This window comes from Microbispora cellulosiformans, from assembly GCF_008728085.1.
Classification (GTDB): Bacteria; Actinomycetota; Actinomycetes; order Streptosporangiales; family Streptosporangiaceae; genus Microbispora; species Microbispora amethystogenes.
This window is the reverse complement of the sequence record NZ_VYTZ01000007.1, coordinates 405,518-429,156: the sequence shown is the minus strand read 5'-3', so window position 1 is coordinate 429,156 and position 23,639 is coordinate 405,518. Positions and strand designations below refer to the sequence as shown.

The 23,639-nt window shown below is 71.4% G+C and carries 24 protein-coding genes and 1 tRNA gene; 16 read left to right on the top strand and 9 right to left on the bottom strand.

Annotated features, from left to right (window positions below; translation table 11 throughout):
* Positions 1 to 99: 99 nt before the first annotated feature.
* The 3 genes from F5972_RS38915 to F5972_RS21755 form a co-directional block, all read right to left on the bottom strand.
* A complete protein-coding gene (locus F5972_RS38915; RefSeq protein ID WP_263641849.1) occupies positions 100 to 234 on the bottom strand; it encodes a hypothetical protein in 135 nt (44 codons plus the stop codon).
* A 104-nt stretch (positions 235 to 338) separates the two neighbouring features.
* Positions 339 to 1,250: an aldo/keto reductase gene (locus F5972_RS21760; RefSeq protein ID WP_150935412.1), complete on the bottom strand. Its 912-nt coding sequence runs from the start codon at positions 1,248 to 1,250 to the stop codon at positions 339 to 341.
* Positions 1,251 to 1,295: 45 nt separating this feature from the next.
* On the bottom strand, positions 1,296 to 2,948 hold the full coding sequence (locus F5972_RS21755) for a pentapeptide repeat-containing protein (RefSeq protein ID WP_191910255.1): 1,653 nt from the start codon (positions 2,946 to 2,948) through the stop codon (positions 1,296 to 1,298).
* Between the two features lie 198 nt (positions 2,949 to 3,146).
* On the opposite strand from F5972_RS21755, the gene F5972_RS21750 reads away from it, so the two are divergent.
* Positions 3,147 to 3,545 (top strand): MerR family transcriptional regulator, encoded by a 399-nt coding sequence (locus F5972_RS21750; RefSeq protein ID WP_117408441.1) that lies wholly within the window; start codon positions 3,147 to 3,149, stop codon positions 3,543 to 3,545.
* Between the two features lie 124 nt (positions 3,546 to 3,669).
* Here F5972_RS21750 and F5972_RS21745 read toward each other — a convergent pair whose 3' ends face one another.
* A complete protein-coding gene (locus tag F5972_RS21745; RefSeq protein ID WP_150935410.1) occupies positions 3,670 to 5,571 on the bottom strand; it encodes an ABC transporter ATP-binding protein in 1,902 nt (633 codons plus the stop codon).
* Between the two features lie 230 nt (positions 5,572 to 5,801).
* Here F5972_RS21745 and F5972_RS21740 point away from each other — a divergent pair, with 230 nt between their 5' ends.
* The 3 genes from F5972_RS21740 (at position 5,802) to F5972_RS21730 (ending at position 8,999) form a co-directional block, all read left to right on the top strand.
* Entirely contained in the window at positions 5,802 to 7,088 is a 1,287-nt protein-coding gene (locus tag F5972_RS21740) for an ABC transporter substrate-binding protein (protein WP_150935409.1), read from the top strand.
* 139 nt (positions 7,089 to 7,227) lie between these two features.
* Positions 7,228 to 8,112: a carbohydrate ABC transporter permease gene (locus tag F5972_RS21735; protein ID WP_225311716.1), complete on the top strand. Its 885-nt coding sequence runs from the start codon at positions 7,228 to 7,230 to the stop codon at positions 8,110 to 8,112.
* Positions 8,109 to 8,999 (top strand): carbohydrate ABC transporter permease, encoded by an 891-nt coding sequence (locus tag F5972_RS21730; protein WP_191910254.1) that lies wholly within the window; start codon positions 8,109 to 8,111, stop codon positions 8,997 to 8,999. The genes F5972_RS21735 and F5972_RS21730 overlap by 4 nt, the downstream gene beginning before the upstream one ends.
* A gap of 3 nt (positions 9,000 to 9,002) precedes the next feature.
* Here the strand turns inward: F5972_RS21730 and F5972_RS21725 are convergent, their stop codons facing one another.
* Together F5972_RS21725 and F5972_RS21720 are read right to left on the bottom strand one after the other, a co-directional pair.
* Complete coding sequence (locus F5972_RS21725; RefSeq protein WP_225311715.1) at positions 9,003 to 10,088, bottom strand: LacI family DNA-binding transcriptional regulator; 1,086 nt, start codon at positions 10,086 to 10,088, stop codon at positions 9,003 to 9,005.
* 101 nt (positions 10,089 to 10,189) lie between these two features.
* Positions 10,190 to 10,561 (bottom strand): phage holin family protein, encoded by a 372-nt coding sequence (locus tag F5972_RS21720; RefSeq protein WP_150935407.1) that lies wholly within the window; start codon positions 10,559 to 10,561, stop codon positions 10,190 to 10,192.
* Positions 10,562 to 10,757: 196 nt separating this feature from the next.
* Here F5972_RS21720 and F5972_RS21715 point away from each other — a divergent pair, with 196 nt between their 5' ends.
* The 7 genes from F5972_RS21715 (at position 10,758) to nhaA (ending at position 16,423) form a co-directional block, all read left to right on the top strand.
* Positions 10,758 to 11,033 carry a hypothetical protein gene (locus tag F5972_RS21715; protein WP_150935406.1) on the top strand — a complete coding sequence of 92 codons (276 nt, stop codon included), beginning with the start codon at positions 10,758 to 10,760 and terminating at the stop codon, positions 11,031 to 11,033.
* 54 nt (positions 11,034 to 11,087) lie between these two features.
* Positions 11,088 to 11,801 (top strand): response regulator transcription factor, encoded by a 714-nt coding sequence (locus tag F5972_RS21710; RefSeq protein WP_150935405.1) that lies wholly within the window; start codon positions 11,088 to 11,090, stop codon positions 11,799 to 11,801.
* Positions 11,798 to 12,862 (top strand): HAMP domain-containing sensor histidine kinase, encoded by a 1,065-nt coding sequence (locus tag F5972_RS21705; protein WP_150935404.1) that lies wholly within the window; start codon positions 11,798 to 11,800, stop codon positions 12,860 to 12,862. Before F5972_RS21710 ends, F5972_RS21705 begins: the two co-directional genes overlap by 4 nt.
* Positions 12,863 to 12,866: 4 nt before the next feature.
* Positions 12,867 to 13,253, top strand: coding sequence for an OsmC family protein (locus F5972_RS21700; protein ID WP_150935403.1), 387 nt, complete (start codon positions 12,867 to 12,869; stop codon positions 13,251 to 13,253).
* A 939-nt stretch (positions 13,254 to 14,192) separates the two neighbouring features.
* Positions 14,193 to 14,765 carry a hypothetical protein gene (locus tag F5972_RS21695; RefSeq protein WP_150935402.1) on the top strand — a complete coding sequence of 191 codons (573 nt, stop codon included), beginning with the start codon at positions 14,193 to 14,195 and terminating at the stop codon, positions 14,763 to 14,765.
* Between the two features lie 73 nt (positions 14,766 to 14,838).
* Positions 14,839 to 14,912: transfer RNA gene (locus tag F5972_RS21690), tRNA-Lys, on the top strand.
* Between the two features lie 161 nt (positions 14,913 to 15,073).
* The gene (nhaA, locus tag F5972_RS21685; RefSeq protein WP_225311714.1) at positions 15,074 to 16,423 is read left to right on the top strand and encodes a Na+/H+ antiporter NhaA; all 1,350 of its coding nucleotides are present in this window, start codon (positions 15,074 to 15,076) and stop codon (positions 16,421 to 16,423) included.
* 38 nt (positions 16,424 to 16,461) lie between these two features.
* Here nhaA and F5972_RS21680 read toward each other — a convergent pair whose 3' ends face one another.
* Positions 16,462 to 17,637: a cytochrome P450 gene (locus tag F5972_RS21680; RefSeq protein ID WP_150935401.1), complete on the bottom strand. Its 1,176-nt coding sequence runs from the start codon at positions 17,635 to 17,637 to the stop codon at positions 16,462 to 16,464.
* 370 nt (positions 17,638 to 18,007) lie between these two features.
* Between F5972_RS21680 and F5972_RS21675 the strand changes: the two genes are divergently transcribed.
* From F5972_RS21675 to F5972_RS21665, 3 genes are all read left to right on the top strand, one after another.
* Positions 18,008 to 18,247, top strand: a complete 240-nt coding sequence (locus F5972_RS21675; RefSeq protein WP_150935400.1) for a hypothetical protein — start codon at positions 18,008 to 18,010, stop codon at positions 18,245 to 18,247.
* Positions 18,248 to 18,398: 151 nt separating this feature from the next.
* Entirely contained in the window at positions 18,399 to 19,397 is a 999-nt protein-coding gene (locus F5972_RS21670) for an aldose 1-epimerase family protein (protein ID WP_150935399.1), read from the top strand.
* Positions 19,398 to 19,739: 342 nt separating this feature from the next.
* The gene (locus F5972_RS21665; protein WP_150935398.1) at positions 19,740 to 20,207 is read left to right on the top strand and encodes an ATP-binding protein; all 468 of its coding nucleotides are present in this window, start codon (positions 19,740 to 19,742) and stop codon (positions 20,205 to 20,207) included.
* 12 nt (positions 20,208 to 20,219) lie between these two features.
* Here the strand turns inward: F5972_RS21665 and F5972_RS21660 are convergent, their stop codons facing one another.
* Entirely contained in the window at positions 20,220 to 20,762 is a 543-nt protein-coding gene (locus F5972_RS21660; protein WP_204284402.1) for a shikimate kinase, read from the bottom strand.
* An 85-nt stretch (positions 20,763 to 20,847) separates the two neighbouring features.
* On the opposite strand from F5972_RS21660, the gene F5972_RS21655 reads away from it, so the two are divergent.
* Both F5972_RS21655 and F5972_RS21650 read left to right on the top strand, forming a co-directional pair.
* Positions 20,848 to 21,105: a DUF6458 family protein gene (locus F5972_RS21655; protein WP_150935397.1), complete on the top strand. Its 258-nt coding sequence runs from the start codon at positions 20,848 to 20,850 to the stop codon at positions 21,103 to 21,105.
* A 54-nt stretch (positions 21,106 to 21,159) separates the two neighbouring features.
* A complete protein-coding gene (locus F5972_RS21650) occupies positions 21,160 to 21,552 on the top strand; it encodes a ChaB family protein (RefSeq protein ID WP_150935396.1) in 393 nt (130 codons plus the stop codon).
* Positions 21,553 to 21,754: 202 nt separating this feature from the next.
* On the opposite strand, the gene F5972_RS21645 is transcribed toward F5972_RS21650, so the two are convergent.
* The gene (locus tag F5972_RS21645) at positions 21,755 to 23,584 is read right to left on the bottom strand and encodes a transketolase (protein ID WP_150935395.1); all 1,830 of its coding nucleotides are present in this window, start codon (positions 23,582 to 23,584) and stop codon (positions 21,755 to 21,757) included.
* Positions 23,585 to 23,639: the final 55 nt, after the last annotated feature.

The window sequence follows — 23,639 nt, the reverse complement described above, 5'->3', positions numbered from 1 at the left end:
GCTTACGGCCGGTCCGCATGGTGTCCAGCAGCTCGGGTCCGTGTGAGCGCAGCCGCCGCTCGGCGAGCAGGCCGAAACGCCGGTAACACAGCGTGCCGGTCACGAGGCCGGGAGCACCATCGCCGGCACGGCCCCCAGGGCGTTCACGACGCCGAGCCGTACCCCCGCGACCAGCACGCGCCCGGCCCGCTGGGCCACCACGTCCTTGTCCAGGCCGCGCAAGCCGACGGCCATGGACAAGGCTCGTTCAACCGGGCGTCCGAGGCGGATGGTTTGGGGTGGCCGGTTGAGCGGCCCGGCGGCGGGATCGGTGGGAAACCGCCGCCGGGGGTTACTTGTCAGGCGGGGGCGTCGAGGCGGGAGAGCAGGTCGGCGTCGAGCTTCACGTCGGTCATGATCTCCTCCAGCTGGGCGACGGAGCTGACTCCGACGATCGGGAGAATGTCCTGCGCCCGCAGCCAGGCGAGCACGACCTGGTTGCGCGTCGCGCCGATCTCGCCCGCCACCTCGTCGAGCACGGCCAGCCGCCGGGTGGTGCCGGGGTGGTCGTAGTGCTCGGGCAGCGGCTTGGCCGTGTACGCGCCCGCCAGCAGCGAGGAGTAGACCCACAGCCGCAGATCGCCCTCGGAGCGCACGTAGTCGAGCAACTCCTCGGTGACCAGGGTGTGGCCGCCCTCGGGCAGCCGTACGCCGGGGCGGGGACGGAGATAGGAGTGGCGGAGCTGCACGTGGCCGTACCGGGCGCCGCCGCGCGCCGCCGCCAGGGCGCGGGCCCGCTCCAGCCGCCAGGTGGCGTGGTTGCTCGCGCCCACCTCCCGGGCCTGGCCGGCCCGCACCGCCTCGTCGAAGGCGGCGACCGTCTCCTCCAGCGGCGTCGCCCTGTCGTCGACGTGGGCCCAGTACACGTCCACGTGATCGGTGCCGAGGCGCCGCAGGCTGCCCTCGATCGCGGCCCGTACGACACCGGCTGACAGGCCCTCGGCGGCGTCGAGCGTACGGGCGCCGGGCACGGACGGGCGGGCGCCGCACTTGGTGCTGATCACCACCGCGTCCCGGTTGCGGCGGGAGGCGAGCCACCGGCCGATGGTGGCCTCGCTCTCGTCCCCGGTCGCGCCGTCCAGCCAGAAGGGATAGTTGTTGGCCGTGTCGAGGATCGTTCCGCCGCCTTCGACGAAGCGGTCGAGTATGGCGAAAGAGGTCTCTTCGTCCACGGTGGTCCCGAAGGGGATCGTCCCCAGAGCGATTCTCATGCCGAACAGGCTGCCGCCTGGAGCGCACTCCAGCGCAAGCCGCTTTCACCGGCGGCGGGTGAGGGCCTTCCGCCCGCGCGCCACGATCGTCTCGACGTCCTGCAGGTCGCTCATGTCGTGGGCGGTCGCCAGAGCCTCCTTCGCCGCGTCGTAGGCGTCCAGGGCCGCGTTCCAGTCGACCTCGCCGGTTCTGTCCGCCGCCGTGTCGATCTCCTCGCCGAGTCGCGTCACGTTCTCCTCCTGGACGTGCCGCGCGTCCGCGAACCGGACGGCCGTTTCCGCGGCCTGCTTCCTGACGGCCTTCGTCCGCCGGGTTCCGCGGACGACCAGCCCGAGGACGAGCCAGAAGACGACCAGGCCTGCGATGCCGAAGAAGACGAACCAGCCGGCGCCGAGCCTGCTGGTCGACCCGGACAGGTCGGCGTCCTCCGCGTAGTCGACCTCCAGGCCGGTCACCTCGGCGTCCTGGAAGGTCGCGCCGCGCAGTTCGGCCGACCGCAGGCTGGCGTCGGTCAGCGTGGCTTTCCGGAAGACCGCGTCCCGGAGCCTGCCGCTGCCCAGCTGCGCTCGGTCCATCCGCGCGGCGGTGAAGTCGGCCTGGTCCGCCGTGACGCTGGTCATCTCGGCCCCGCGAAGGTCTGCGCCGGTCAGTGTGGCCCCGGTCAGGGTGGAGCTGCTGAGCTCGGCCTCCGAGAGGTCCGCCCGGGACAGGTTCGCCCCGGTGAGGTCCGCGCTGCCGAGCACGGCCCGTCGCAGGTGCGCGCCGGTCAGGTCCGCGCCCTTGAGGGAGCGGAAGGTCGTCCCGGCCGCGGAGACGTTCCGCAGGATGGCCCGGTTGAGCTTGACGCTGCCCAGGTTGAGGCCGTCCAGCTTGGCGCCGGTGAGGTCGGCGCAGCTCAGGTCGCCGGGGAAGTCGGTGACCGTGGTCAGGTCCCACCCCGCGTAGTGCTGGCCCTCGCCCGGCTCGCACGCCGCGCCGGGAGCGGGCAGGGCCTTCGGCACGCCCGTGCTCCCGGCCAGCCGGGCGCCGCGCACGTCCCGCAGGTCGGCCCCGCCGAGGTCGGCGCCCCGGAAGTCGGCGCCGTCCATCACCGACTGGTACAGCTGCGCGTCCCGGAGGTCCGCCCGCCGGAACACGGCCTTGATCAGGGTGGCGCCGTAGAGCCGGGCCTTCGGGGCCTTCACCCGGGTGAGGTCGGCCCGGCGCAGGTCGGCGCCGTAGACGTCGGCGTCGGTGAGGTCCGTGCCGATCAGCTTGGCGTCGTCGAACTGCGCCGAGTACGCCTTGGCCCGTGTCAGGGTCGCCCCGCTGAGGTCGGCCCCCTCCAGGTGCGCGCCGTACGGCAAGGAGTCGTCCATCGTCGCCCCGCGCAGGTCCGCGCCCCGCAGGTCCGCGTAGTAGAGCTCGGCCTCCGACAGGTCGGCCTTGCCCAGCCTGACCCCGGCCATCTGGGCGTTCCCGAGGTGGGTGCCCTTGAGTGACGCTCCCCGCAGGTCGGCTCCGGCGAGCGGGACGCGTACGTACAGCCCGTCCAGCGTGGCGCCGCGCAGGTCGGCGCAGGACAGGTCGGCGGGCAGCGCGGCCCGGGTGAGATCGCGCCCGGCCAGTTTCGGGCCGCTGCCGGGACGGCACGGGAGCGGCGCGGCGGAGGCCGGCGAGATCGGGACCATCGGCAGGACGGCGGCGGCGAGTGCCATGCCGGCGATTAGGCGGGGAAGGCCGGGCATCTCTGTCTCACTGTCTCCCTCGGGACGCGCCGCCCGCCGGGAATGGTCCCTCGGAAAGGCGTTGAACAGCACCTGTTATAAGGGGAATTGTTTGCGATTCGCTTGCGAACCGCCTACAGGCACCATCGTTCGCGGCGGTACGGCATCCGCTGTGACAGGATCAATGGCGTGGCCGTGTACACACCTGGGCAGGTCGTCGAGGAGACCGGTTTCAGCCTCGACACCCTTCGTTACTACGAACGGATCGGGCTGCTTGAGCCGATCGGCCGGAACGCGTCGGGCCAGCGGCGCTTCACCGAGGAGGACGTGAGCTGGCTCGGCATGGTCCGCTGTCTCCGGGACACCGGCATGCCGATCGCCGAGATGCTGCGCTTCGCCGCGCTCGTACGGCAGGGCGAGCACACCATCGCCGACCGCATCGCGCTGCTGGAGGAGCACGACCGGAAGGTCGAGGCCCAGATCGCCGACCTGCGCCAGAAGCAGGGCGGGGTGCAGCGGAAGATGCAGTACTACAAGGACGTGCTCACCATGCGCGCCATGCTCCCCGACTGCGAGCAGGCCTCCTGACGGCCGGTCCGCCACTCCTACGCGCCGCCGGGCGGACGGCCGCGCGCCCGGGTGGCTGACCGGCCTGGCCAGACCATGCCCGGCCCGCTCGTGCGGGGCCGGGCACACGGGTCGATAGACCGGCTCAGGAGGCGCGGTAGGCCTCGGCCTGGAGGTTGTAGAGCTCGGCGTAGAGCCCGCCGAGCGCGATCAGCTCGTCGTGGGTGCCGTGTTCGCGGACGTGGCCGTGGTCGAGCACGTAGATGCGGTCGGCGTAACGGACGCTGGCGAGCCGGTGGGTGATGAGCAGCACCGTCCGCCCGTCGGCGTGCCGCCTGATCCGGTCGAACAACGCGTGCTCGGCCCGGGCGTCGAGGGCCGCCGTGGGCTCGTCGCAGATCAGCAGCGGCGCGTCCCGGTAGAAGCCGCGCGCCACCGCGACGCGCTGCCACTGGCCGCCCGACAGCTCGTGGCCGTTCTTGAACCGGCGGTCCAGCAGCGTGCGGTAGCCGAGCGGCAGCTCGGCGATGACCTGGTCGGCGCCCGCCACCTCGGCGGCGCGGACCACCTCGCCCTCGCCCCGCTCCATGCCCATCGTGATGTTGTGGCGGGCGGTCAGCGGCCACCGAGTGTGGTCCTGTGCGATGACCGCGATCCTGCGGCGCAGGCTGTCGGGATCGACCTCGGTCACGTCGACGTCGTCCCACAGCACCCGGCCGCCGTCCGGTTCGTACAACCCGGCGAGGATCTTGGCGAGGGTGGTCTTGCCCGAGCCGTTCTCCCCGACGAGGGCCACGACCTCCCCGCGCTCGACGCGGGCCGACACCCCGCGCAGCGCCGGGGCCGGCGTGGCGGGGTAGGTGAACGTGACGTCCTCGACGGTGATGCGCTCGAAGCGCTCCGGGGCCTCCCGCTCGCGGAGAGGGGGAATCCTGGCCTCGGCGCGGGCGGTGAAGTCCAGGAAGTCGGTGAAGTAGAGGCCCTCCTCGTAGAGCCGGTTCGTCGAGAACAGGAGGTTCGCCAGCGACCCCTGGCCGGTCCGGATGGCGAGCACCGCCGTTCCGGCCACCGCGAGCGGCACCGCGCCGATCACCAGCAGCACCCCGAGCGTGAGGTAGACGACGCCCTGGCCGACGCCGCCGAGCGCCTCGCCCAGGATCCTCGTGAACGTCTGCCGGCGCGCGAGCGCGAGCATCGCCCGCTGCTCGCCTGTGGCGACCGTGTCGAACATGCGGAGCAGGAAGCCGCGCATGGTGAACGTGCGCACCTCGGCCGCGGTGTCCTTGTCGGCGAGCAGCTCCTCGATGATCCACTTGCGGCGGTGGGCCGAGATCAGCTGCAGATTGGTCGTGTAGCGCATCCTGGCCGACCGGACCGCAGCCCAGGCGTCGGGCAGCACCGCCAGCAGGAGCAGCGGCAGCAGCACCGGGTGCAGCACGCCCAGCACGCCTGCCGCGGCCGCGAGCCCGACCACCGCGGACACGGTGTCGATGGCCGTGCTCACGATCGAGTCGGCCACCATGCCGCGCATGCGGGCCCGCTGCAGCGCGTCGTGGAACTCCGGATCGTCGTAGCAGATGAGCTCGACCCGGCTCGTCAGCGTGTAGAGCCGCCGCTCGGTGATGCGGCTGACCTGCGGCGACAGCCGCGACTCCGCCCAGCCCGCACCGGCCTGCACCGCCGTGCGGACGGTGGCGGCGAGGCCCACGAGCAGCAGGCTCGGCAGCGCGGCCCGGACCCGGTCGGGAGTCGGGCCCTCCTGGAGCAGCGCGGTCAGGACGCCGGTGGTGGCGAGCAGGCCGAAGGCGGTGAGGACGCCCCCGAGCACGTTGAGCGCGACGGTGGCCACCGTGTCGCGGGGGCTCGCCTCCCACGCGATGCGGAGGGCCTGGCGGATCAGGCCGGGCAGCCGCCGGGCCACGGTCAGGAAACTGAGCCCCGCCATCGTGCCGTAGTGGCGGGCCCATTGAGGCGACTCGATCTCCTCCAGATCCGGTAGGTCGTCCTCGGACAGATGGTCATGTCCCCCCTGCTGTGTGACCGTCATGCCAGCAGTGTGTGCGCCCGCGCCGACAATTTCGCGGGCTCTGGTCGCGGCTCTCCCTTTGACGCACGTCCCTAACAGGCCGCCAAGCTCCGTATGCAGAGACGTTATCGGGACAAACTTGACGACGTGCCCGTGGAAGTGGCTGGATGGGCTGTGCTGACAACGTTGTCAGCCATATGTGTCTTCGGGGAGCCCGAAATCCTCGCGAAAAGCCTGAAGGGAATGTTGCGATGAGACGACGGTGGATGGCGGCCGTCGCGGTCTCGGTGGCAGGCCTGCTGACCCTTTCCGCGTGCGGCGGCGGTGACAAGCAGGACACCGCGGGCGGCCCTGCCGCGCACAAGAAGGTCGAGGTCTTCTCGTGGTGGACGGGCCCGGGTGAGGCCGACGGCCTGAAGGCGATGCGCGACATCTTCGCCAAGGAGAACTCGAACTTCGAGTTCTTCGACGCCGCCGTCGCCGGCGGCTCGGGCGACCAGGCCAGGGCGCTGCTGTCGAGCAAGCTGCAGGCCAACCAGCCTCCGGACACCTTCCAGGGGCACGCCGGAGCCGAACTCCAGGGCTACATCAAGAGCGGCAAGCTGGAGTCGCTGAACTTCCTGTACGACGAGCTGAAGCTCAAGGACGTCCTGCCCCAGCAGCTGATCGACCAGATCACGGTGGAGGGCCAGGTCTACTCCGTGCCGGTGAACATCCACCGGTCGAACGTCCTGTGGTTCAACCCCTCGGTCCTCAAGGGCGCCGGGATCTCGGGCGCGCCGAAGACGGTCGAGGAGTTCGTCGCCGACCTGGAGAAGGTCAAGAAGAGCGGCAAGATCCCGCTGTCGATCGGCTCGCAGTGGACGCTCGTCCACCTGCTGGAGTCCGTGCTGCTCGGCTCCCTCGGCACCGACGCCTACAACGCCCTGTGGACGGCGAGCTCCGACTGGTCCAACGCGAACGTGACCAAGGCGCTGGAGAACTTCAAGACGATCCTGTCGTACGCCGGGACCCCGCAGGACGACTGGCAGCCGGCGGCCAAGCAGGTCGCCGACGGCGAGGCCGCCTTCAACATCATGGGCGACTGGGCCTACGGCTACTTCCACAACCCGCCGGAGGGCGGTCTCGGCAAGGAGTCGAAGAAGGACTTCGACTGGGCCGCGTCGCCGGGCACGGACGGCACGTTCATGTGGCTGTCGGACAGCTTCACGCTGCCGAAGGGCGCGCCCAACCGCGACGGTGCGATCGCGTGGCTGAAGGTGGCCGCCAGCAAGGAGGGCCAGGACGCGTTCAACCCGCTGAAGGGCTCGATCCCCGCCCGCAAGGACGCCGACCAGTCCCTCTACAAGGACTACCTGTCCTGGAGCCTGGAGCAGTGGGCCGGCGACAAGCTGGCCGGCTCGATCCAGCACGGCGTGGTCGCCAACGACACGTGGCGTACCGCGATCACCGACGCGGTCGGCCTGTTCCAGCAGGACAAGGACGTCGCCAAGCTCCAGCAGGCGCTGGTCGCGGCGGCCAAGAACAGCGGCCAGTGAACAGTGGCCAGTGAACGGCGGCCGGTGACAGGCGGCCGGTGAGCTGATCTCCCCGTACGGCCCACGCCGTGACCGACGCCGGGCTCCGGCCGGCGCGGCGTGGGCCGTGCTTGACTTCTGAGAGGCGCAAGTGACGCGGGTGCGCAGATGGCTGCCGGGGCTGCTCCTGGTCTCGCCGTCGATCATCCTCATCGCGGTCTTCGTGTACGGCCTGCTGGGCTGGAACCTCAAGCTCGCCATGACCGACAAGCACAACGAGATCGCGGAGATCCCCGGCAGGTTCGTCGGGCTGGAGAACTTCACCGGCATCTGGAGCGAGGAGCGCTGGGGCCTGTCGGTCCGGCACTCGATCGTCTTCACCGTGGTCTTCGTCGCCGGCGCGCTCGTCCTCGGCTGGCTCCTCGCGTTCCTGATGGAGAAGGGCATCCGGGCGGAGAGCGGCTTCCGCGCCGTCTACCTGTTCCCGATGGCCGTCTCCTTCATCGCCACCGGAGTGGTGTGGCGGTGGCTGATGAACAGCGCGACGGGCGAGCACGCGGTGGGCCTCAACCGGCTCTTCCACTACATGGGGCTCGACTTCCTGCAGTGGCAGTGGTTCCGCGATCCCGACTGGGGGATGGCGGCCATGGCGATCCCGGCCGTCTGGCAGATGTCCGGATACATCATGGCGCTGTTCCTCGCCGGCTTCCGCGGCGTTCCCGAGGAACTGCGGGAGGCCGCCCGGGTGGACGGCTGCGGCGAGTGGGGGGTCTACCGGCACGTGGTGCTGCCGATGCTGCGCCCGGTGACGCTCTCCGCGCTGATCATCCTCGGCCACATCTCGCTGAAGGTTTTCGACCTCGTCGTCGCGGTGTCGGGCAAGCAGATCATCACCGATGTGCCCGCGACGTTCATGTGGACGGCGGTCTACGACTCGCACGACCCGGCAAAGGGCGCGACGATCGCGTCCTACATCGTGCTGTCCGTCGTGATCTTCGTCGTGCCCTACCTGATCTGGAACGCCCGTAAGGGGAACCGCTCGTGACCGCCCACGTCGCCGGGAAGGCCCCGCGTACGGCGCCCGCCCCGGCCCGCGAGAAGGGCAGGGCCGGCACGTGGGTCCGGCTCGTCCTGTTGCTGCTGTTCGTCCTGGTCTTCCTGATCCCGGTCTACGTGCTGCTGGTCACGAGCTTCAAGCCGCTCAGCGAGGCCGATCCCGCCCAGGCGTGGAACCTCCCCAAGGTCTGGACGACCGAGGCGTGGAGCGTCGCCTGGGAGAAGCTCGAACCGGGCATCGTCAACAGCTTCCTGCTCGCCATCCCCGGATCGCTGATCTCCGCCGCCCTCGGGTCGCTGAACGGGTACGTGCTGAGCAAATGGCGCTTCCCCGGCGCCGACGTCCTGTTCACGTTGTTCCTCTTCGGGATGTTCATCCCGTACCAGGGCGTCATGATCCCGCTGGTGCAGCTGATGGTGGACGTGGGCGACGCGCTCGGCGTGCAACTCTACGGCGGCATCCCGGGCCTGGTCCTCGCCCACGTGGTGTACGGCATCCCGATCTGCACGCTGATCTTCCGGAACTACTACGTCACGATCCCCGACGAGCTGATCGAGGCCTCCCGCGTCGACGGCGCGGGCATGCTGCGCACGCTCTGGTCGATCGTGCTGCCGGTCTCCGGCCCGGCGTTCGCCGTGGTGATCATCTGGCAGTTCACCTCGATGTGGAACGACTTCCTCTTCGCGGTCTTCCTCACCGGGCCCACCTCGTGGCCGACCACGGTCATGCTCAACAACATCGCGGGCGCGGTGACGACGCCGTACAGCCAGCAGATGGCCGCGGCGATCCTCGCGTCCATCCCCACGATGGTCGTGTACGTCCTGCTCGGCCGGTTCTTCATGCGCGGCCTCATGGCCGGCGCGCTCAAGGGCTGACGTTCAGGGGTGGTCCCGGCGGGGCGGGGGAGGGCGCTCGCCCGAGCCGCGCGGGATCAGCCTGGTGGGCAGTTCGAACCGGGTGACCGGGCCGTCGTCCCCGGCCAGGCGCAGGAACAGCAGGTCGGCCGCCGTACGCCCGAGCCGGGCGGGGTCCTGCGCCACCACGGTCACGCCCAGCAGGTCGGCCAGTTCGAAGTCGTCGAACCCGACCAGGGCGAGGCCGCCGAGGCCGGGGCACGCGCCCTCCACGAAGGCGCCGGCCGTCGCCCCGGGCGCGGAGCCGGTGATCGAGGCCAGCGCCCGCAGCGTCTCGACCGTGGTCCGGCCGTTGCCGGTCAGCAGCGCGGTCGGCGGGTCGGCCGCCCGCAGCAGCCGGGCGAGGTCCGCCCGCAACCGCGCCGGGTCCGCCGGTCCCATCGCCACCAGGGCCTCGTCGTACGGCAGGCCCGCGGCGGCCAGCGCCTCCCGGTAGCCGCGCAGCCGTTCGGCGGCCGTGAAGATCCGGGGGAGGTCGCCGAGGAAGGCGATGCGGCGGTGGCCGTGCGCGATCAGATGCGCCGCGCCCGCCCGGGCCCCGCCCGCGTTGTCGGACAGGACGACGTCCGCCTCGCAGCCCGCGCCGGGCGGCCGGTCGGCGAACACCGCCCTGGTCCCGGCCTCGAACTCGGGGGCGAGATAGGTGTGGTCCGTCCCGGCGGGCACGATGATCAGCCCGTCGACGCGGCGGGCGCAGAAGGCGAGCACGAGGTCGCGCTCCCGGGCCGCGTCCTCCTGGGACGACCCGGTGAACAGCAGACAGCCGTGGTGCAGCGCGGTCTCCTCGACGGCCCGGCTGAGGCTGGAGTAGAAGACGTCGGCGGCGTCCTCGATGACCAGGCCGATGCTCGCCGTACGGCCGCGGCGCAGCGTCCGCGCGCCGTCGTTGCGGCGGTAGCCGAGCCGGTCGATCGCGGCCTTCACGCGCAGCGCCGTCGCGGCGTTCACGCCGGGCTCGTCGTTGACCACGCGGGAGACGGTCTTCAGCGCCACGCCGGCCGCGGCGGCCACGTCGTTCATGGTCGGGCGGCCGCGTCTCGTGTCTCCCACGCAGGGATCATCTCCCATTCCACGACCCCGGACAACGTTGTCAATCCGCACCACGCGAAGTGGCCAGCTTCGTAGGAAACCGCGCGCCGGGACGCTGAGGGTCAGTCGTCGCCGAGGAGCATGTTGAGGACCCAGCTGATCACTCCCACGACGATGGCGCCCCAGAAGGCGGCGACGAATCCGCTGACGTGGAAGGGAAGGTCGAGCTGCTCGGCGAGCCAGCTCGTCAGCAGCAGCAGCGCGGCGTTCACCACGAGGGCGAACAGGCCCAGCGTGAGCACGTAGAACGCGCATCCGATGGTCTTGATGACCGGCTTGATGACGGCGTTCACGAGGCCGAAGATCAGCGCGACCGCGAAGAGGGTGCCGATCTGTTTGGCGGTGGAGCCTGCGCTCACGGTGATGCCGTCCACCAGCTTGGTGGACGCCCACAGGGCCGCGGCCACCACAACGATCTTGAGTATGACCTTCACGTCCACGATCCTTCCACGGGGCGGCAAAGAGTGCGCGGTTTCCGTGTCCGGGGAACGGCCGGAGCCGTACGCCCGGTTCCCCCGCCCCGATCGGGCGCGGCGAAGCGGCGGGCGCCGGTCCCCGGCACGCCTTTCTCCCGGCGCCGGGTATAAGCGGCAAACATCGGGGAAACCCTCCTTGCGGAGGTGAGACCGAATGGACGTGGAAGAGCTGGAGTCGCTGCCCGCGAAGGAACTGCACGACCGGGCCGTGCACTACGCCGTACGACACGGTGACCTGGGGTTCCTGTGGGATCTGCTGAAGGTCATCCCGGCGGCCGAGGCGGCCAGCGGGAACACCGACGAGACCGCGAACGACCTCAGCAGGGTGTCGGCGCTGCTCAGCGATGCCATGGCGGCGGGCGAGGGCGAGCTCGGCGACGCGCTCCGGCCGGTCTACGTCGACTACCTGTCCAGACACCCCGACGCCTGAGCGCGCTCCGGCCCTGCTCAGCAACCTCTCATCTCCCCACGTCACAATGACGGCGTGGTCAAGACACAGGTGCTGGTGGTCGACGACGAACCCGAGGTCCGCGACGCGATCGCGCGGGCCCTGCGGGTGGAGGGGTACGGCGTGGCGACCGCGGGCGACGGCCTCGACGCCCTCGACGTGATCGGCGGCTCGGCGCCCGACCTGATGGTGCTCGACGTCCTGATGCCGGGGATGGACGGCATCGAGGTCTGCCGGGCGCTGCGGGGCGACGGCAACCGGCTGCCGGTCCTCATGCTGACCGCGCTGGACGGGATCGGCGACAAGGTCGCCGGCCTCGACGCGGGCGCCGACGACTACCTCGTCAAGCCGTTCGCGCTGGAGGAGCTGTTCGCCCGGGTGCGGGCCCTGCTGCGCCGCGCCGCGCCATCGGCCGAGGCGGGCTTCGCCGACCTCGTCCTGTTGCCGGACAGCAGGCAGGCCCGGCGGGGGCGCCGGTTGATCGACCTTACCAGGACCGAGTACGCCCTGCTCGACCTGCTGATCCGCAACGGCGGCCAGGTGCTCACCCGGCAGGTCATCCACGAGCGCATCTGGGGCTACGGCTTCCGGCCCGGCTCCAACCCCCTGGAGGTCTACATCCGCTACCTCCGCAGGAAGACGGAGGCCGGGGGCGAGCCCCGGCTGATCCACACCGTGCACGGCCTGGGGTACGCGCTCAGGGAGCCGGCATCGGAGCCGATGGGCGAGCCGGCGGGGGAGGAGCGGTGAAGCTCCGCTGGCGGCTCGCGATGGCCTCGGCGTTGGCCGCCGCGGTCAGCGTGATCGTCGTCATCGTGGCCGCCTACTTCATCACCTGCCGCCGGGTCGAGTGGGCGAGGGACCACTACGGGACGTACGAGGGCTATGGCGACCCTCCTCCCCGCGGCGTGCTGGCCGCCCTCGCGGACGTCGACGACCTGGGCTGGCCCTTCGTCGCCGTGGCGGTGGGCGGGCTGGTGCTGTCGGGGGCGCTCGGCTGGCTGGCCGCCCGGGCGGCGCTTCGGCCGGTGAACGCGCTCAAGGACGCCGCGGGGCGGGTCACCACGACCAGGGATCTCACCACCCGCATCCAGGTGTCCGGGGACGACGAGCTGAGCAGCCTCGCCCGGAGCTTCAACGCCATGCTCGACGCCCTCGAACGCTCCGCGAAGTCGCAGAAACGCCTGGTCGCCGATGCCTCCCACGAGCTGCGCACGCCGCTCACCGCCGTACGGACCAACGTGGAACTGCTGATCAGGGGCAACCTGCCCCAGGAGGACCGCGACGAGGCGAGCAGGGCCGTGATGAGCGGGCTGGAGGAGCTCACCGCGCTGGTCGCGGACGTGGTCGAACTGGCCCGCGACGAGGAGCCGGCCGTACTCGTGGAACAGGTGCGCTTCGACGAGCTGGTCTCCCGGGAGGTCGCCCGGGCGGCCAGGCACTGGCCCGCGACCGCCTACTCGGTGTCGGTCGAGCCCGCCGTGGTGCGCGGCGTGCCCGACCGGCTCGCCCGGGCCGTCGGCAACCTGCTCGACAACGCGGCGAAGTACAGCCCCAGGGGCGGGCGGGTCGAGGTGTCCCTGCGGGACGGCGTGCTGACCGTACGCGACCACGGCCCCGGCATCGCGGCGGACGACCTGCCGCACGTCTTCGACCGCTTCTACCGGGCGCCCTCGGCGCGGGCGTTGCCCGGGTCGGGGCTGGGGCTGGCGATCGTGGGCCAGGTCGTGGACAGCCACGGCGGCAGCGTCTCCGCCGGTCCCGCTCCCGGTGGAGGCACGCTCGTACGGCTGGCGCTGCCAGTAGGGTAGGAGTATGGGCTCTGTACGCGTCGAGCGGACCGAGGACGGCTTCGTCGCCCGCAACGAGAGCGGCGCGGAGATCGTGATGGGCTCCGGTGACGGGCTGTTCAGCCCGGTGGAGCTGCTGCTGGCGGCCGTGGGCGGATGCAACATCATGACCGTCGAGCCGCTCACCGCCAAGCGCGGCCACCGGCTCGCGCGGCTCGCCGTGGAGGTCTCGGCGGAAAAGGAGAGCCCGACCCTGCTGCGGTCCGTTACCGTGACGTACGACGTGGAACTGCCGCCGGGGGACTCGGGGGAGGTCTTCGAGGCCGTCGCCGGACGGGTCCACGAACGGCACTGCACGGTGAGCCGGTCTCTGCAGCGGGGCACCGAGGTCAGGCTGGTGCTCGGCGAGTAGCACGGGGCGGGTGGGGCCCGCCCGGATGCAGGCCGAAAGCCGACCTGCTTATGACGACTTCATGGCAAGCGGGCTTGTACTGTTGAAGCAGGTCCTCGGGAGAGGGCGACAGACTTTTTCGATAAGGACGCGGATGGGGGAACCGCGTCCGGAAAGCGGGGGACCCGCCGGTGCCTTTGGGGAGGGCATTCCTGGCGGAACCGCTTTGATCCGGAGCCGGGCAGTTGGGGGACTGCCCGGCTCCGGCATGTTCCGGCCCGGCCTGGCCTGGTTTCGTGCGAAGCGCCGACCGCCCGGCCCGTCAGAGAGGCCGCCTCCACCCCACGCGCCCCCGCCCGGTCCCTTCCCCGCCCGCCGACCCGCCTGACCAGCAGGCTCTGCCTCACCAGCAGGTCTGGTCGCCCGCCGGTCGTGTGGCCTGTCGCCTGCCCTCCACGACCGCCGGCTCGTGCGCGCCTTTGCGCTCCTCCTCTCCGCCGCCTCGCGACGGCCGCGCGACGCCGGACGGGGGTCACGGCGCTTTACCTTCATGAAGAAGCGCCCGCGGCGGATCGCCCGGGATGCCCGGCGTCGCCGACGTCGCCGTCGACTAAACAAGCGGACACGTAGATCTTCCGCGTGGTATGCCGGGTTTACTTTGCTTCATCCTGACTCGTCCTGTAGTGTCCTATTTGTTGCCGCCGACCGGTGGCTGGATTGGACTTGGGGAGGAGATCACGGTGGGCGACCCCGCCCGGATCTCCGGCCCAGGACGCTTCGGATCCCACGTCTGACTCACGACGGCCTTCCGGCCGATCGCCATAGCTTCAGCGCACACGCCTCCGGGTGGTCGATCTGTCCCGCCCGGACACGTGGCCCGTCACCGCGACCCGCCGTAGCGCGGGTCCCTTGATGACGCATGGCCATCCACTGTCGTCTCACGAAAGATCCCCAGCCTTGATGAAGACTCTGTCCGACCTGCGTGGCAAGCGACGGGTCACCGCCGTGGCCACGCTCGCCGGCGCCGCGGTGCTGGTCACGTCACTCGTGGCCGCCGCCCCCGCGCCCGCGGAGCCGCCGGTCGGGGAAGCCGTCAACCTCTCCAGCATCGTCCCCATGCACGAGGAGGTCCTCTACGCGGGGGCCACCACGGGCTCGTACTTCTGGGACGACGCGTCGGGCCGCCAGGGAGACACCGGAATGCCGGCGATCGGCAAGCCGATGCAGAAGGGCCTGTTCGCCAGTCCGAGCTGGCCGCTCGGCACCGAGGGCTACATCATGTACAAGGGCCGCAGGGCCAAGTTCTTCATCGGCGACCGCGGACCGGGCATTCCCTCCGAGAGCGGCGTCATGCTGGACATCGACGGCAAGACCTTCGCCGAGCTCACCGGCACCACCTGGAACGAGAACACGCTGACCGTCAGCGGCGGCGCCGGCCACATCCCGATCCAGTACGTCATCACGAAGTGGGGCGACGGGCCGGGCCTGCGCGGCGAGCCCGCTCCCTTCTCCAGCGGCGCCTGGCGAGGCTGACTCGGCCTGGGTGCCCCCGCATCCGGCGATGTGCGCGACCTGCGCGGGACTGCTATGGTTACGGACATCGCGGGCGCCGCTAGCTCAGTTGGTTAGAGCAGCTGACTCTTAATCAGCGGGTCCGGGGTTCGAGTCCCTGGCGGCGCACACCATGTGATCAGGCCCGGCATCCGGAACGGATGCCGGGCCTGACTCGTCCTGCGCTCCGGGCCGGTGTCCGCACGGGTTGCCCGGTTTGTCTAAGATGCGTATGGGGTGCCGGGAAGTCTGGTCGGCTGTCGCCGACCCGACCCCGGAAACGGAGCATCATGAGCACGCCCCGCCGTACGCCTCTCCGCCGCACCCCTCTTCTCGGACCCGGGTCCTGGACCGAGACCCGCCGGATCGCCGACATCCTGCGACAGGAGACCATCGGCGGCGCGCTGCTGCTGGTGGCCGCGCTCGCGGCCCTCGTGTGGGCCAACTCGCCCTGGTCGGCCGGATACGAGACGCTGCGGTCGGTCCGGGTGGGACCCGGGGCCCTGCACCTCGACCTCAGCCTCGCGACCTGGGCCGCCGACGGGCTCCTGGCGATCTTCTTCTTCGTCGCCGGGCTGGAACTGAAGCGCGAGTTCGTCGCGGGTGACCTGCGCGATCCCCGGCGGGCCGCGGTGCCGGTCGTGGCGGCGGTCGGCGGCGTGGTCGTGCCCGCGTTGCTTTATCTGCTGGTGAACACGCTGCTCAACCCCGGCATGGATGGCGCGCTGCGGGGCTGGGCGGTGCCGACGGCCACCGACATCGCCTTCGCGCTGGCGGTGCTCGCCGTGGTGGGCAGGAACCTCCCGTCGGCCCTGCGCACGTTCCTCCTCACCCTCGCGGTCGTCGACGACCTGCTCGCCATCGCGATCATCGCGGTGTTCTACACCTCGCACCTGGCGCCGCTCCCGCTGCTCGCGGCGCTGCTCCCGCTGGGCCTGTTCGCCGTGCTCGTACGGCGCGGGGTGCGCGCGTGGTGGCTGCTGGCGCCGCTCGCCGCGGTCACCTGGGCCCTGGTGCACGCGTCGGGCGTACACGCCACGGTGGCCGGCGTGCTGCTCGCCTTCACCGTCCCCGTCCACCGGACCACCGGAGAGGCCACCGGCGAGGGCGCCAGGAAGAGCCCCGAGGAGGGCGCAGGGGAGGGCGCGGGCCCGGCCGAGCACTTCGAGCACCGGTTCCGGCCGCTCTCCGCCGGAGTGGCGGTGCCGCTGTTCGCCTTCCTGTCGGCCGGGGTGGCGCTCGGAGGCCCCGGCGGCCTGCCGGGACTGCTCACCGACGGCGTGCCTCTCGGCGTCGTCGCCGGGCTCGTCGCCGGCAAGCCGCTCGGCATCACGGCGGCAACGTGGCTCGTCGCGCGGTTCACCCGGGCCGACATCGACGACGGCCTGGCCTGGGTGGACATCGTGGGCGTGGCGATCCTGTCCGGCATCGGGTTCACGGTGTCGCTGCTCATCGGCGAGCTCGCGTTCGGCGTCGGGTCCACCTGGGACGGCCAGGTCAAGGTCGCGGTGCTGACCGGGTCGCTGGGCGCGGCGCTACTGGCCACGGTGATCCTGCGCCTGCGTGACCGCGTCTACCGCCGGCTCGCCGAAGCCGAAGACCGGGCCGAGGCACGGGCCGCCGCCGCGCCCACCGGGTGACGGGTCGCCACACAGAACGGCTCACCAGGTAGAACGGGTCACCAGGTGACGGGGAGCGCGTCGATCCCTCCGGTCAGTGTGCCGCTCCGCGCCTCCAGTTCCTCGTACGGCGCGGCGAGCGCGAGTGTGGGGAAGCGCGCGAACAGGGCGCCGAAGACGGCGTTGAGCTCGATCCGGGCCAGGCCAGACCCCAGACAGTGGTGCGGGCCGTGGCCGAAGCCGATGTGCGGCCGCGGATCGCGCCGGCGGATGTCGAACTTCTCCGGGTCGGGGTAGACGCGCTCGTCCCGGTTGGCCGCGTGGATCGCCAGCGCCACCAGCTCGCCCTCGCGGATGCGCACCCCGCCGACCTCGACGTCCGCGTGCGCGTAACGGATCAGGCCGTGCTGGCTCGGCGCGCCGAACCGCATGATCTCCTCGACGGCGGCGTCGAGGAGGGAGGGATCGCGCAGCAGCGCGTCGCGCTCGGCGGGGTTGCGCAGGAACAGCAGCACGCCGTAGTCGATCTGGTTGACCGTGGTCTCGTGACCGGCGAACAGCAGGCCGCCCGCGATCCTGGCGATGTCCTCCTCCGGCAGCGAGGCGTTCGCCAGATCGGTGTAGACGTCCTCGCCGGGGTTCTCGCGCTTGGCCTTCACGATCTCGTAGGTGTAGGCGTTCAGCTCCATCTGCGCGTCGGCGGAGCGGGCGAGGTCGGTGAGGTCGGTCATCGCCTCGGCCACGGCCCGGAACCTGTCCCGGTCCTCGTACGGCACGCCGAGAAGCTCGCAGATCACCTGGATGGGGAGCGGGAGCGACAGCCCCGCGTGCAGGTCGGCCGGCGGGCCCTGCTCGGCGAGCACGTCGAGGAGGTTCCCGACGAGCGTCCGCACGCCGTCCGACAGGGCACGCATGCGCCGGGCCGAGAACGCGGGGGACAGCAGGCGCCGCATCTCCTTGTGGATGATCCGCTCGGTGGCGTAGTCGCCGGTCGGGCCGCCGAGCAGGACGTTGTTGGACATCCGGGCCGCCGTCTCGGGGGCGGGGTGGGAGCGGCCGAACCTGTCGTCGCCGAACACCTGCCGGATCTCGTCGTAGCCGGTCACGAGCCACGCCTCGTCACCGGTGTGGGTTCGGACCCTGGCGATCGGCGCGCTGGTGCGCAGCTCGCCGAAATACGGAGAAATATCCAGTATGTCCGGCCGATCGAACGGCAGTCGTGGCAGTTCGGGCATGGGCGGCCTTCCCTTCGGCATGGGAGTGGACCACTCGAATCTCCCCCCTGACCGCATGATTGACAAGGTAGTAAAAGCGTGTCCGGTGTGACAGGAGAGCGGACGTTTGCCTCAGGCCACATCCCGTTCCTCCGGGTTCCGCCGCAGAACGTCAGTGCGGAACGTCAGCGTCGCGCCCGGGCGAGGCATGGGACGGATGGGACGGGAGGAACCGGGATCAACTGGTGGTGAAGTCACCGCAGCCGGGGGGAGATCTTCGCCCGGGCCGCGGTGGCGGGCCCTCCGGATGGGGGAGATGGCCTCTCACTACCAATCGTGTCCGGATGAGCACATCGTTGTCTCCCGGCACCGAGCCTGGAGGTGGTGACGAGTGCGGTTCTCCGCCGAGGACGCTGCGTACAGACAACTGAGCAGCGAGTACGCCGGCCGCTGGTCGGTCTGGAGAAGCGACGCCGGACGTTGGTACGCGACCCGCATGACGCGGTCGCTGTCCAGGATAGAGATGGACCGCGGCCTGATCATGACCGCCTGCGGAGAGAGCGCGGAGGAACTGCGCGCGCTTCTCATGGTCCAGGAAGGACTGGCGGGCCAGCCGCTCCCCTCCTCCTGACAGCCGTGACAGCCGGTGACAGCCGGTGACAGCCGTGACGCCGGCGACGGGCCGGGCAGGTTGCGGGCCGGGTGCGGGCCGGGTGCGGACGCGCGCGGGCAGGTGCCGGTGAGGCGGGATTATCGGGAAAACGGGTGGGAAGATCGGGTTCATGACTGAACCGGAGGTCCGCCGACCCGTCCCCCCGACCGGTACGCAGCACGTCATCGCCGCGCACGGCTACCGGGCGGTCGTCACCGAGGTGGGCGCGGGCCTGCGTGCCCTCACGTTCCGGGACCGGCCGCTGGTCATGTCGTACCCGGAGGGCAAGCCGCCCGTGGGCGGCGCCGGGCAGTTGCTGCTCCCGTGGCCGAACCGGGTCAGGAACGGCCGGTACGACGCGGACGGCGAGACGAGGCAGCTCGCGATCACCGAGCCGCGGACCGGCAACGCCGCGCACGGCTTCACCCGCGTGCTGCCCTGGACGGTCCTGGACGCCGCCGAGGATGCGGTCAGGCTCGGGCTGCGGCTGTTCCCCCAGCCCGGCTATCCGCACGTGCTCGACCTCACGGCGTCGTACGCGCTGGGCGAGGCGGGCCTGGAGGTCGAGGTGTCGGCGGTCAACGTGGGGGAGGGCGTCGCGCCGTACGGCATGGGCGCGCATCCCTACCTCACGCTCGCCGAGAACGCCGCGCCGGAAACCGGGCACGGCACCGAGCACGACACCGGACACGGCGCCGTGGACGAGGCGGTGCTGGAACTGCCCGCGGCCGAGTGGGCGCCGGTGGACGAGCAGCAGATCCCGGTCGGCCGCCGGACGGTCGAGGGCACCGAGTACGACTTCCGGGCGGGACGCCGCATCGGTGGCGTCGTGCTCGACACCCCCTTCACGAACCTGGAGCGCGACGCCGGAGGCCGGGTGCGGGCGCGTCTCAGGACCGCCGACGCCTCCCGGGGCGTGGAGCTGTGGGGCGGGCCGGGCATCGAGTGGCTCCAGGTCTTCACCGGAGACACGCTCGCCGCGCCGTACCGGCGCTCGGGGGTCGCGGTCGAGCCGATGAGCTGCCCGCCGAACGCCTTCGCGACCGGGGAGTGCCTGCTGCGCCTGGCCCCGGGCGAGCGGGCCGCGCACCGGTGGGGGATCACCGCCCTGCCCGCGGCGGGGGCCTGACCAGCCGTCCGGAGGGGCCCTGCGCTTTCCAAGTGGGCACGGCGGATTCCGGTCCGCGCCAAACGGAAGAGACGGATGTGGTTGATTTCAGCTACTTTCATGACCACTCGTGCGGCCGGTGAGGACGCTGGCGCGGCGGCGGGCCGCCCCGCGCTCCCGTGATCCACACCCCTAGCTGCGGCGACGGCGCCCGGAGGCCGGTCACGCCGCCGCCGCGATCTCTGTGCGCATCACAGATCGGGCATTGACCGGAAACAATCTTGTTTCTTTGAATTCACATGACCACGTTGCGTACCGTATCTTGAGTCGTGGGAGCGCTCCCATAGCCTTAAGGAGGCGCGCGTGTCTCTCCCCTTCGGTGCCGCGCCGGTTGACCCGGCCCCCGTCTGGACCGCCGAGTGCCTCCTGCCCGCCGTCGGTGCGAGCGTGGCGACCGCGCGTTCCCTCGTACGTCGTGAGCTCGGCCGATGGGGCCTGGAGGCGCTGGTCGACGACTGCTGCCTGATCGTGAGCGAGCTCGCCTCCAACGTCGTACGCCATGGCGGTAACGTCTTCACTCTCCGGCTCGGCAGCAACGGCTGCTGGGTGTACGGCGAGGTGTTCGACCAGGGAGACGGAGTGCCGTCCCAGCGCGACGCCGACCCGGAGTCGGTGAGCGGCCGCGGGCTGCTCATCGTGGACGAGCTCGCCGACGACTGGGGCGTGGCCGCCTCGGGCCGGGGCGGCAAGACCGTCTGGTTCCTGGCCGGGACGGGCAGCCGGTCGCTGCTGCCCGTCGTTCCGCACCAGTCGCGCATCGCTGTCTGCTGACGAGCGACCGCCTCACCGTCCTTCGGGCGCTCCTCCGGAGACCCGCGCCCCGTCCAGGTGGGCCAGCACCGCGTTCGTGAGCTCCTCGGGCGTGTGCGCCGCGGGGTCGAGGGTCAGGTCCGCCACCTCCTGGAAGCCCGGCAGCCGCAGGTCGCGCTGCTCGGTCAGCATGCGCACCAGGTCGGGCTTGAAATGCGGCCGGTGGGGGCTCGACTTCATCCGCTCGGCGAGGACCTCCGGCGGGCCGTCGAGGAAGACCACGAACGCGGGGGCCAGCGCCTTGCGCGTCTCGGGGTCCTCGACCGTGCTGGCCGCGGCGGCGATCACCGGGGACCGGTCGTCCGTCAGCGCGTCGCGCAGCACCAGCGCCTCGCGCGCGTGCAACTCGTCGGGGCCCAGATCCGCCGCGATCACGGCGGCGGTCGTGCCGTACCTGGCTTCGAGATCGGCGTCGCTGTCGCGCATGGGGCGGTCGAGGGCGGCGGCGAGCAGCCGTGCGACGGTGCTTTTGCCCGCGCCCATGAGTCCCATGACCACGACGGGGGTATCGGTCATGTTCGCCATGCTGCCCCATACTCCCGCCGGCATGCGACGTTTGGAATCCGTGGAGAGGATAGAGCAGAAGGCGAAGGAGGAAGCCATGACCATCGCCGGAAGCATCATCCTCATCATGTTGGGGGCCATCCTCACCTGGGCGGTCGACTTCACGCTCGCGGGTCTCGACATCCAGGTCATCGGAGTGATCCTGATGGTGGGCGGCCTCGCCGGGCTGCTCTTCGGGATCTGGCGCATGACGACGCTGCGCCGCCGGACCACCGTCACCGCCGCCGCCCCCGTCGACGTCACCGCCACCCATCGCCGGGTGTACGAGGAGCGGCGCTACGACGACCCCATCTAAGACTCCATCTGACCCCTCCGCCCGACTTCTGCTGGTCTGAAGGGAGGCCTGGACATGCCGGGACGTAAGGAACTGCCCTCGACCCTGGAGCGCTCGCCGAAGGAGGCCCAGGAGACCTGGATCAAGGCGCACGACTCCGCCGTCGAGACGTACGGCGAGGGCGAGCGCGCCCACCGCACGGCGTTCTCCGCGCTCAAGCACTCCTTCGAGAAGGTGGGCGACCACTGGGAGAAGAAGAAGGGGCGCGGGCCGTCGGACGAGCAGGCGAAGAAGAGCACCCCCAAGCCGGGCAAGACGGCCGAGGGCGTCGACGCGAACGCCTCCAAGCAGCACCTGTACGACGTCGCCACCCGCCTCGGCATCCCGGGCCGCTCCAAGATGACCAAGGACGAACTCGTGGACGCCATCAAGAAGGCCAACCGCAGAGCGACCGCCAAGGCGCGCTGACCTCTGCCGTGCGCCGCCGACCGCCCCTGGGAAGGGGCCGCCGGCGGCGCTCTCACGTGTACGGCACCAGGTCGAGGCCGCGTTCACCGGGGGCACGACGTGCCGGCCGGTCTCCGGGCTAGGCCGCAGCACGGCAGGCGCGTCGCGGACCACCCGCCCGGACGCCGACGGCCCGCGCCCTCGCCGCCCACCGCCAGCGGCGTTACGGGAGCAGGGCGAGGACGGCCTCCCGGATGGCGGTCCTGTCGATGCCCGCGTCCCGGAGCTGGTCGGCGGAGCCCGCGCTTCCGGGCATCCGCGCCACGGCCAGCTTGCGCACCGGCACCGGGTTCTCCGCGAGGGCCGAGAGCACGGCGTCGCCCAGGCCGCCCTCCGGCCAGTGGTCCTCCACCGTGACGACCCTGCCCGTGGCGGTGGCCATCGCGACGAGTTCGGGCGAGTCGAGCGGCTTGACGGAGTAGGCGTCGATGACGGTGACGGAGACGCCGTCCCCGGCGAGCAGGTCGGCCGCGGCCAGGGCCTCGTGCACGGTGACGCCCGCGGCCACGATCGTCGCCTGGCCACCGGTGCGCAGGACCTTGCACCCGCCCACGGGGAACTCCTCGTCCGGGCCGTAGATCACGGGGGTCTCGCCCCTGGTGGTGCGCAGATAGCGGATGCCCTCCAGGCCGGCCATGTCGGCGACCAGCCGGGCCGTCTGGTTCGCGTCGCACGGATACAGCACGGTGCTGCCGTGCACCGCGCGGAAGGCCGCGAGGTCCTCCAGGCCCATCTGGGAGGGGCCGTCCTCGCCGATGGACACGCCGCCGTGCGAGCCGACGAGGCAGAGCCCGGCCCGGCTCACCGCGGCCATCCGGACGAAGTCGTACGCCCTGGTCAGGAAGGCGGCGAAGGTCGCGACGTACGGGGTCCAGCCGCGTGCCTGCATGCCCGTCGCGGCGGCCACCATCTGCTGCTCGGCGATGTAGAACTCGAAGAAGCGCTCCGGATGCGCCTTGGCGAACGTCTCCAGCTTCGTCGAGTCGGCCACCTCGCCGTCGAGCGCGACCACGTCGCCCCGGGCCGTGCCGAGCGCGGCCAGGGCGTCGCCGAAGGCGGTCCGCGTCGCCACCTCGTCGCCCAGCTCGTACTTCGGCAGGACGAGCGGGCCGCCGGCGTACCGGTACGGCGCGCCCTGGGAGGCGGGCGGGGTCATCGGCACGGTCAGCGGCGAGCGGGGGCCGCCGAGCTCGCCGAGAGCCTGCTCGGCGTCGGCCAGCGGCTTGCCGTGCTTGCCCTCGCGGTCCTCGACGGCCGACACCCCGCGGCCCTTGCAGGTCCTGGCGATGATGGCCGTGGGGCGGCGCCGGGTGGCCCGGGCGTCCGCGAGCGCGTAGTCGATCTGGCCGGGGTCGTGGCCGTCGATCTCGATGGTGTGCCAGCCGAAGGCGCCGAGCCTGGCGGCGTACGCGCCGAGGTCCCAGCCGTGCCGGGTGGGACCGCGCTGGCCGAGCCGGTTCACGTCGACGATCACGGTGAGGTTGTTCAGCCCTTCGTGCCCGGCGTGCTCGAAGGCCTCCCACATCGATCCCTCGGCGAGCTCGCTGTCGCCGCACAGCACCCACACGTGGTTCGGGAGGCGGTCCAGCCGGCGCGCGGTCAGCGCCAGCCCCACGCCGACGGGCAGGCCGAATCCCAGCGAACCGGTGGCCACGTCGACGAACGGCACATCCGGCGTCGGATGCCCCTCCAGACGGCTGCCGCGCCTGCGGAAGGTCAGCAGCTCCTCGTCGGACACGACGCCCATGGCCTTGAGCATGGCGTACAGGAGGGGGGAGGCGTGCCCCTTGGAGAAGACCAGGTGGTCGTTGGCCGGGTCGGCCGGGTTCTCGACGTTCACGCGGAGCTGCCGCGCGAGCAGCACGGCCATCAGCTCGGCGGCCGACATCGAGGACGTGGGGTGCCCCGAGCCGGCGGCAGCGGCGGCCCGCACCGAGTCCACCCGGAGCTGGGACGCGAGTTCGCACAGGAACCGGTAGTCAAGCTCGTCCATCGTCCTCGACTACCCGGGTACGCCCCTTCATATCGCCAGAAATGGGGCGTACCCG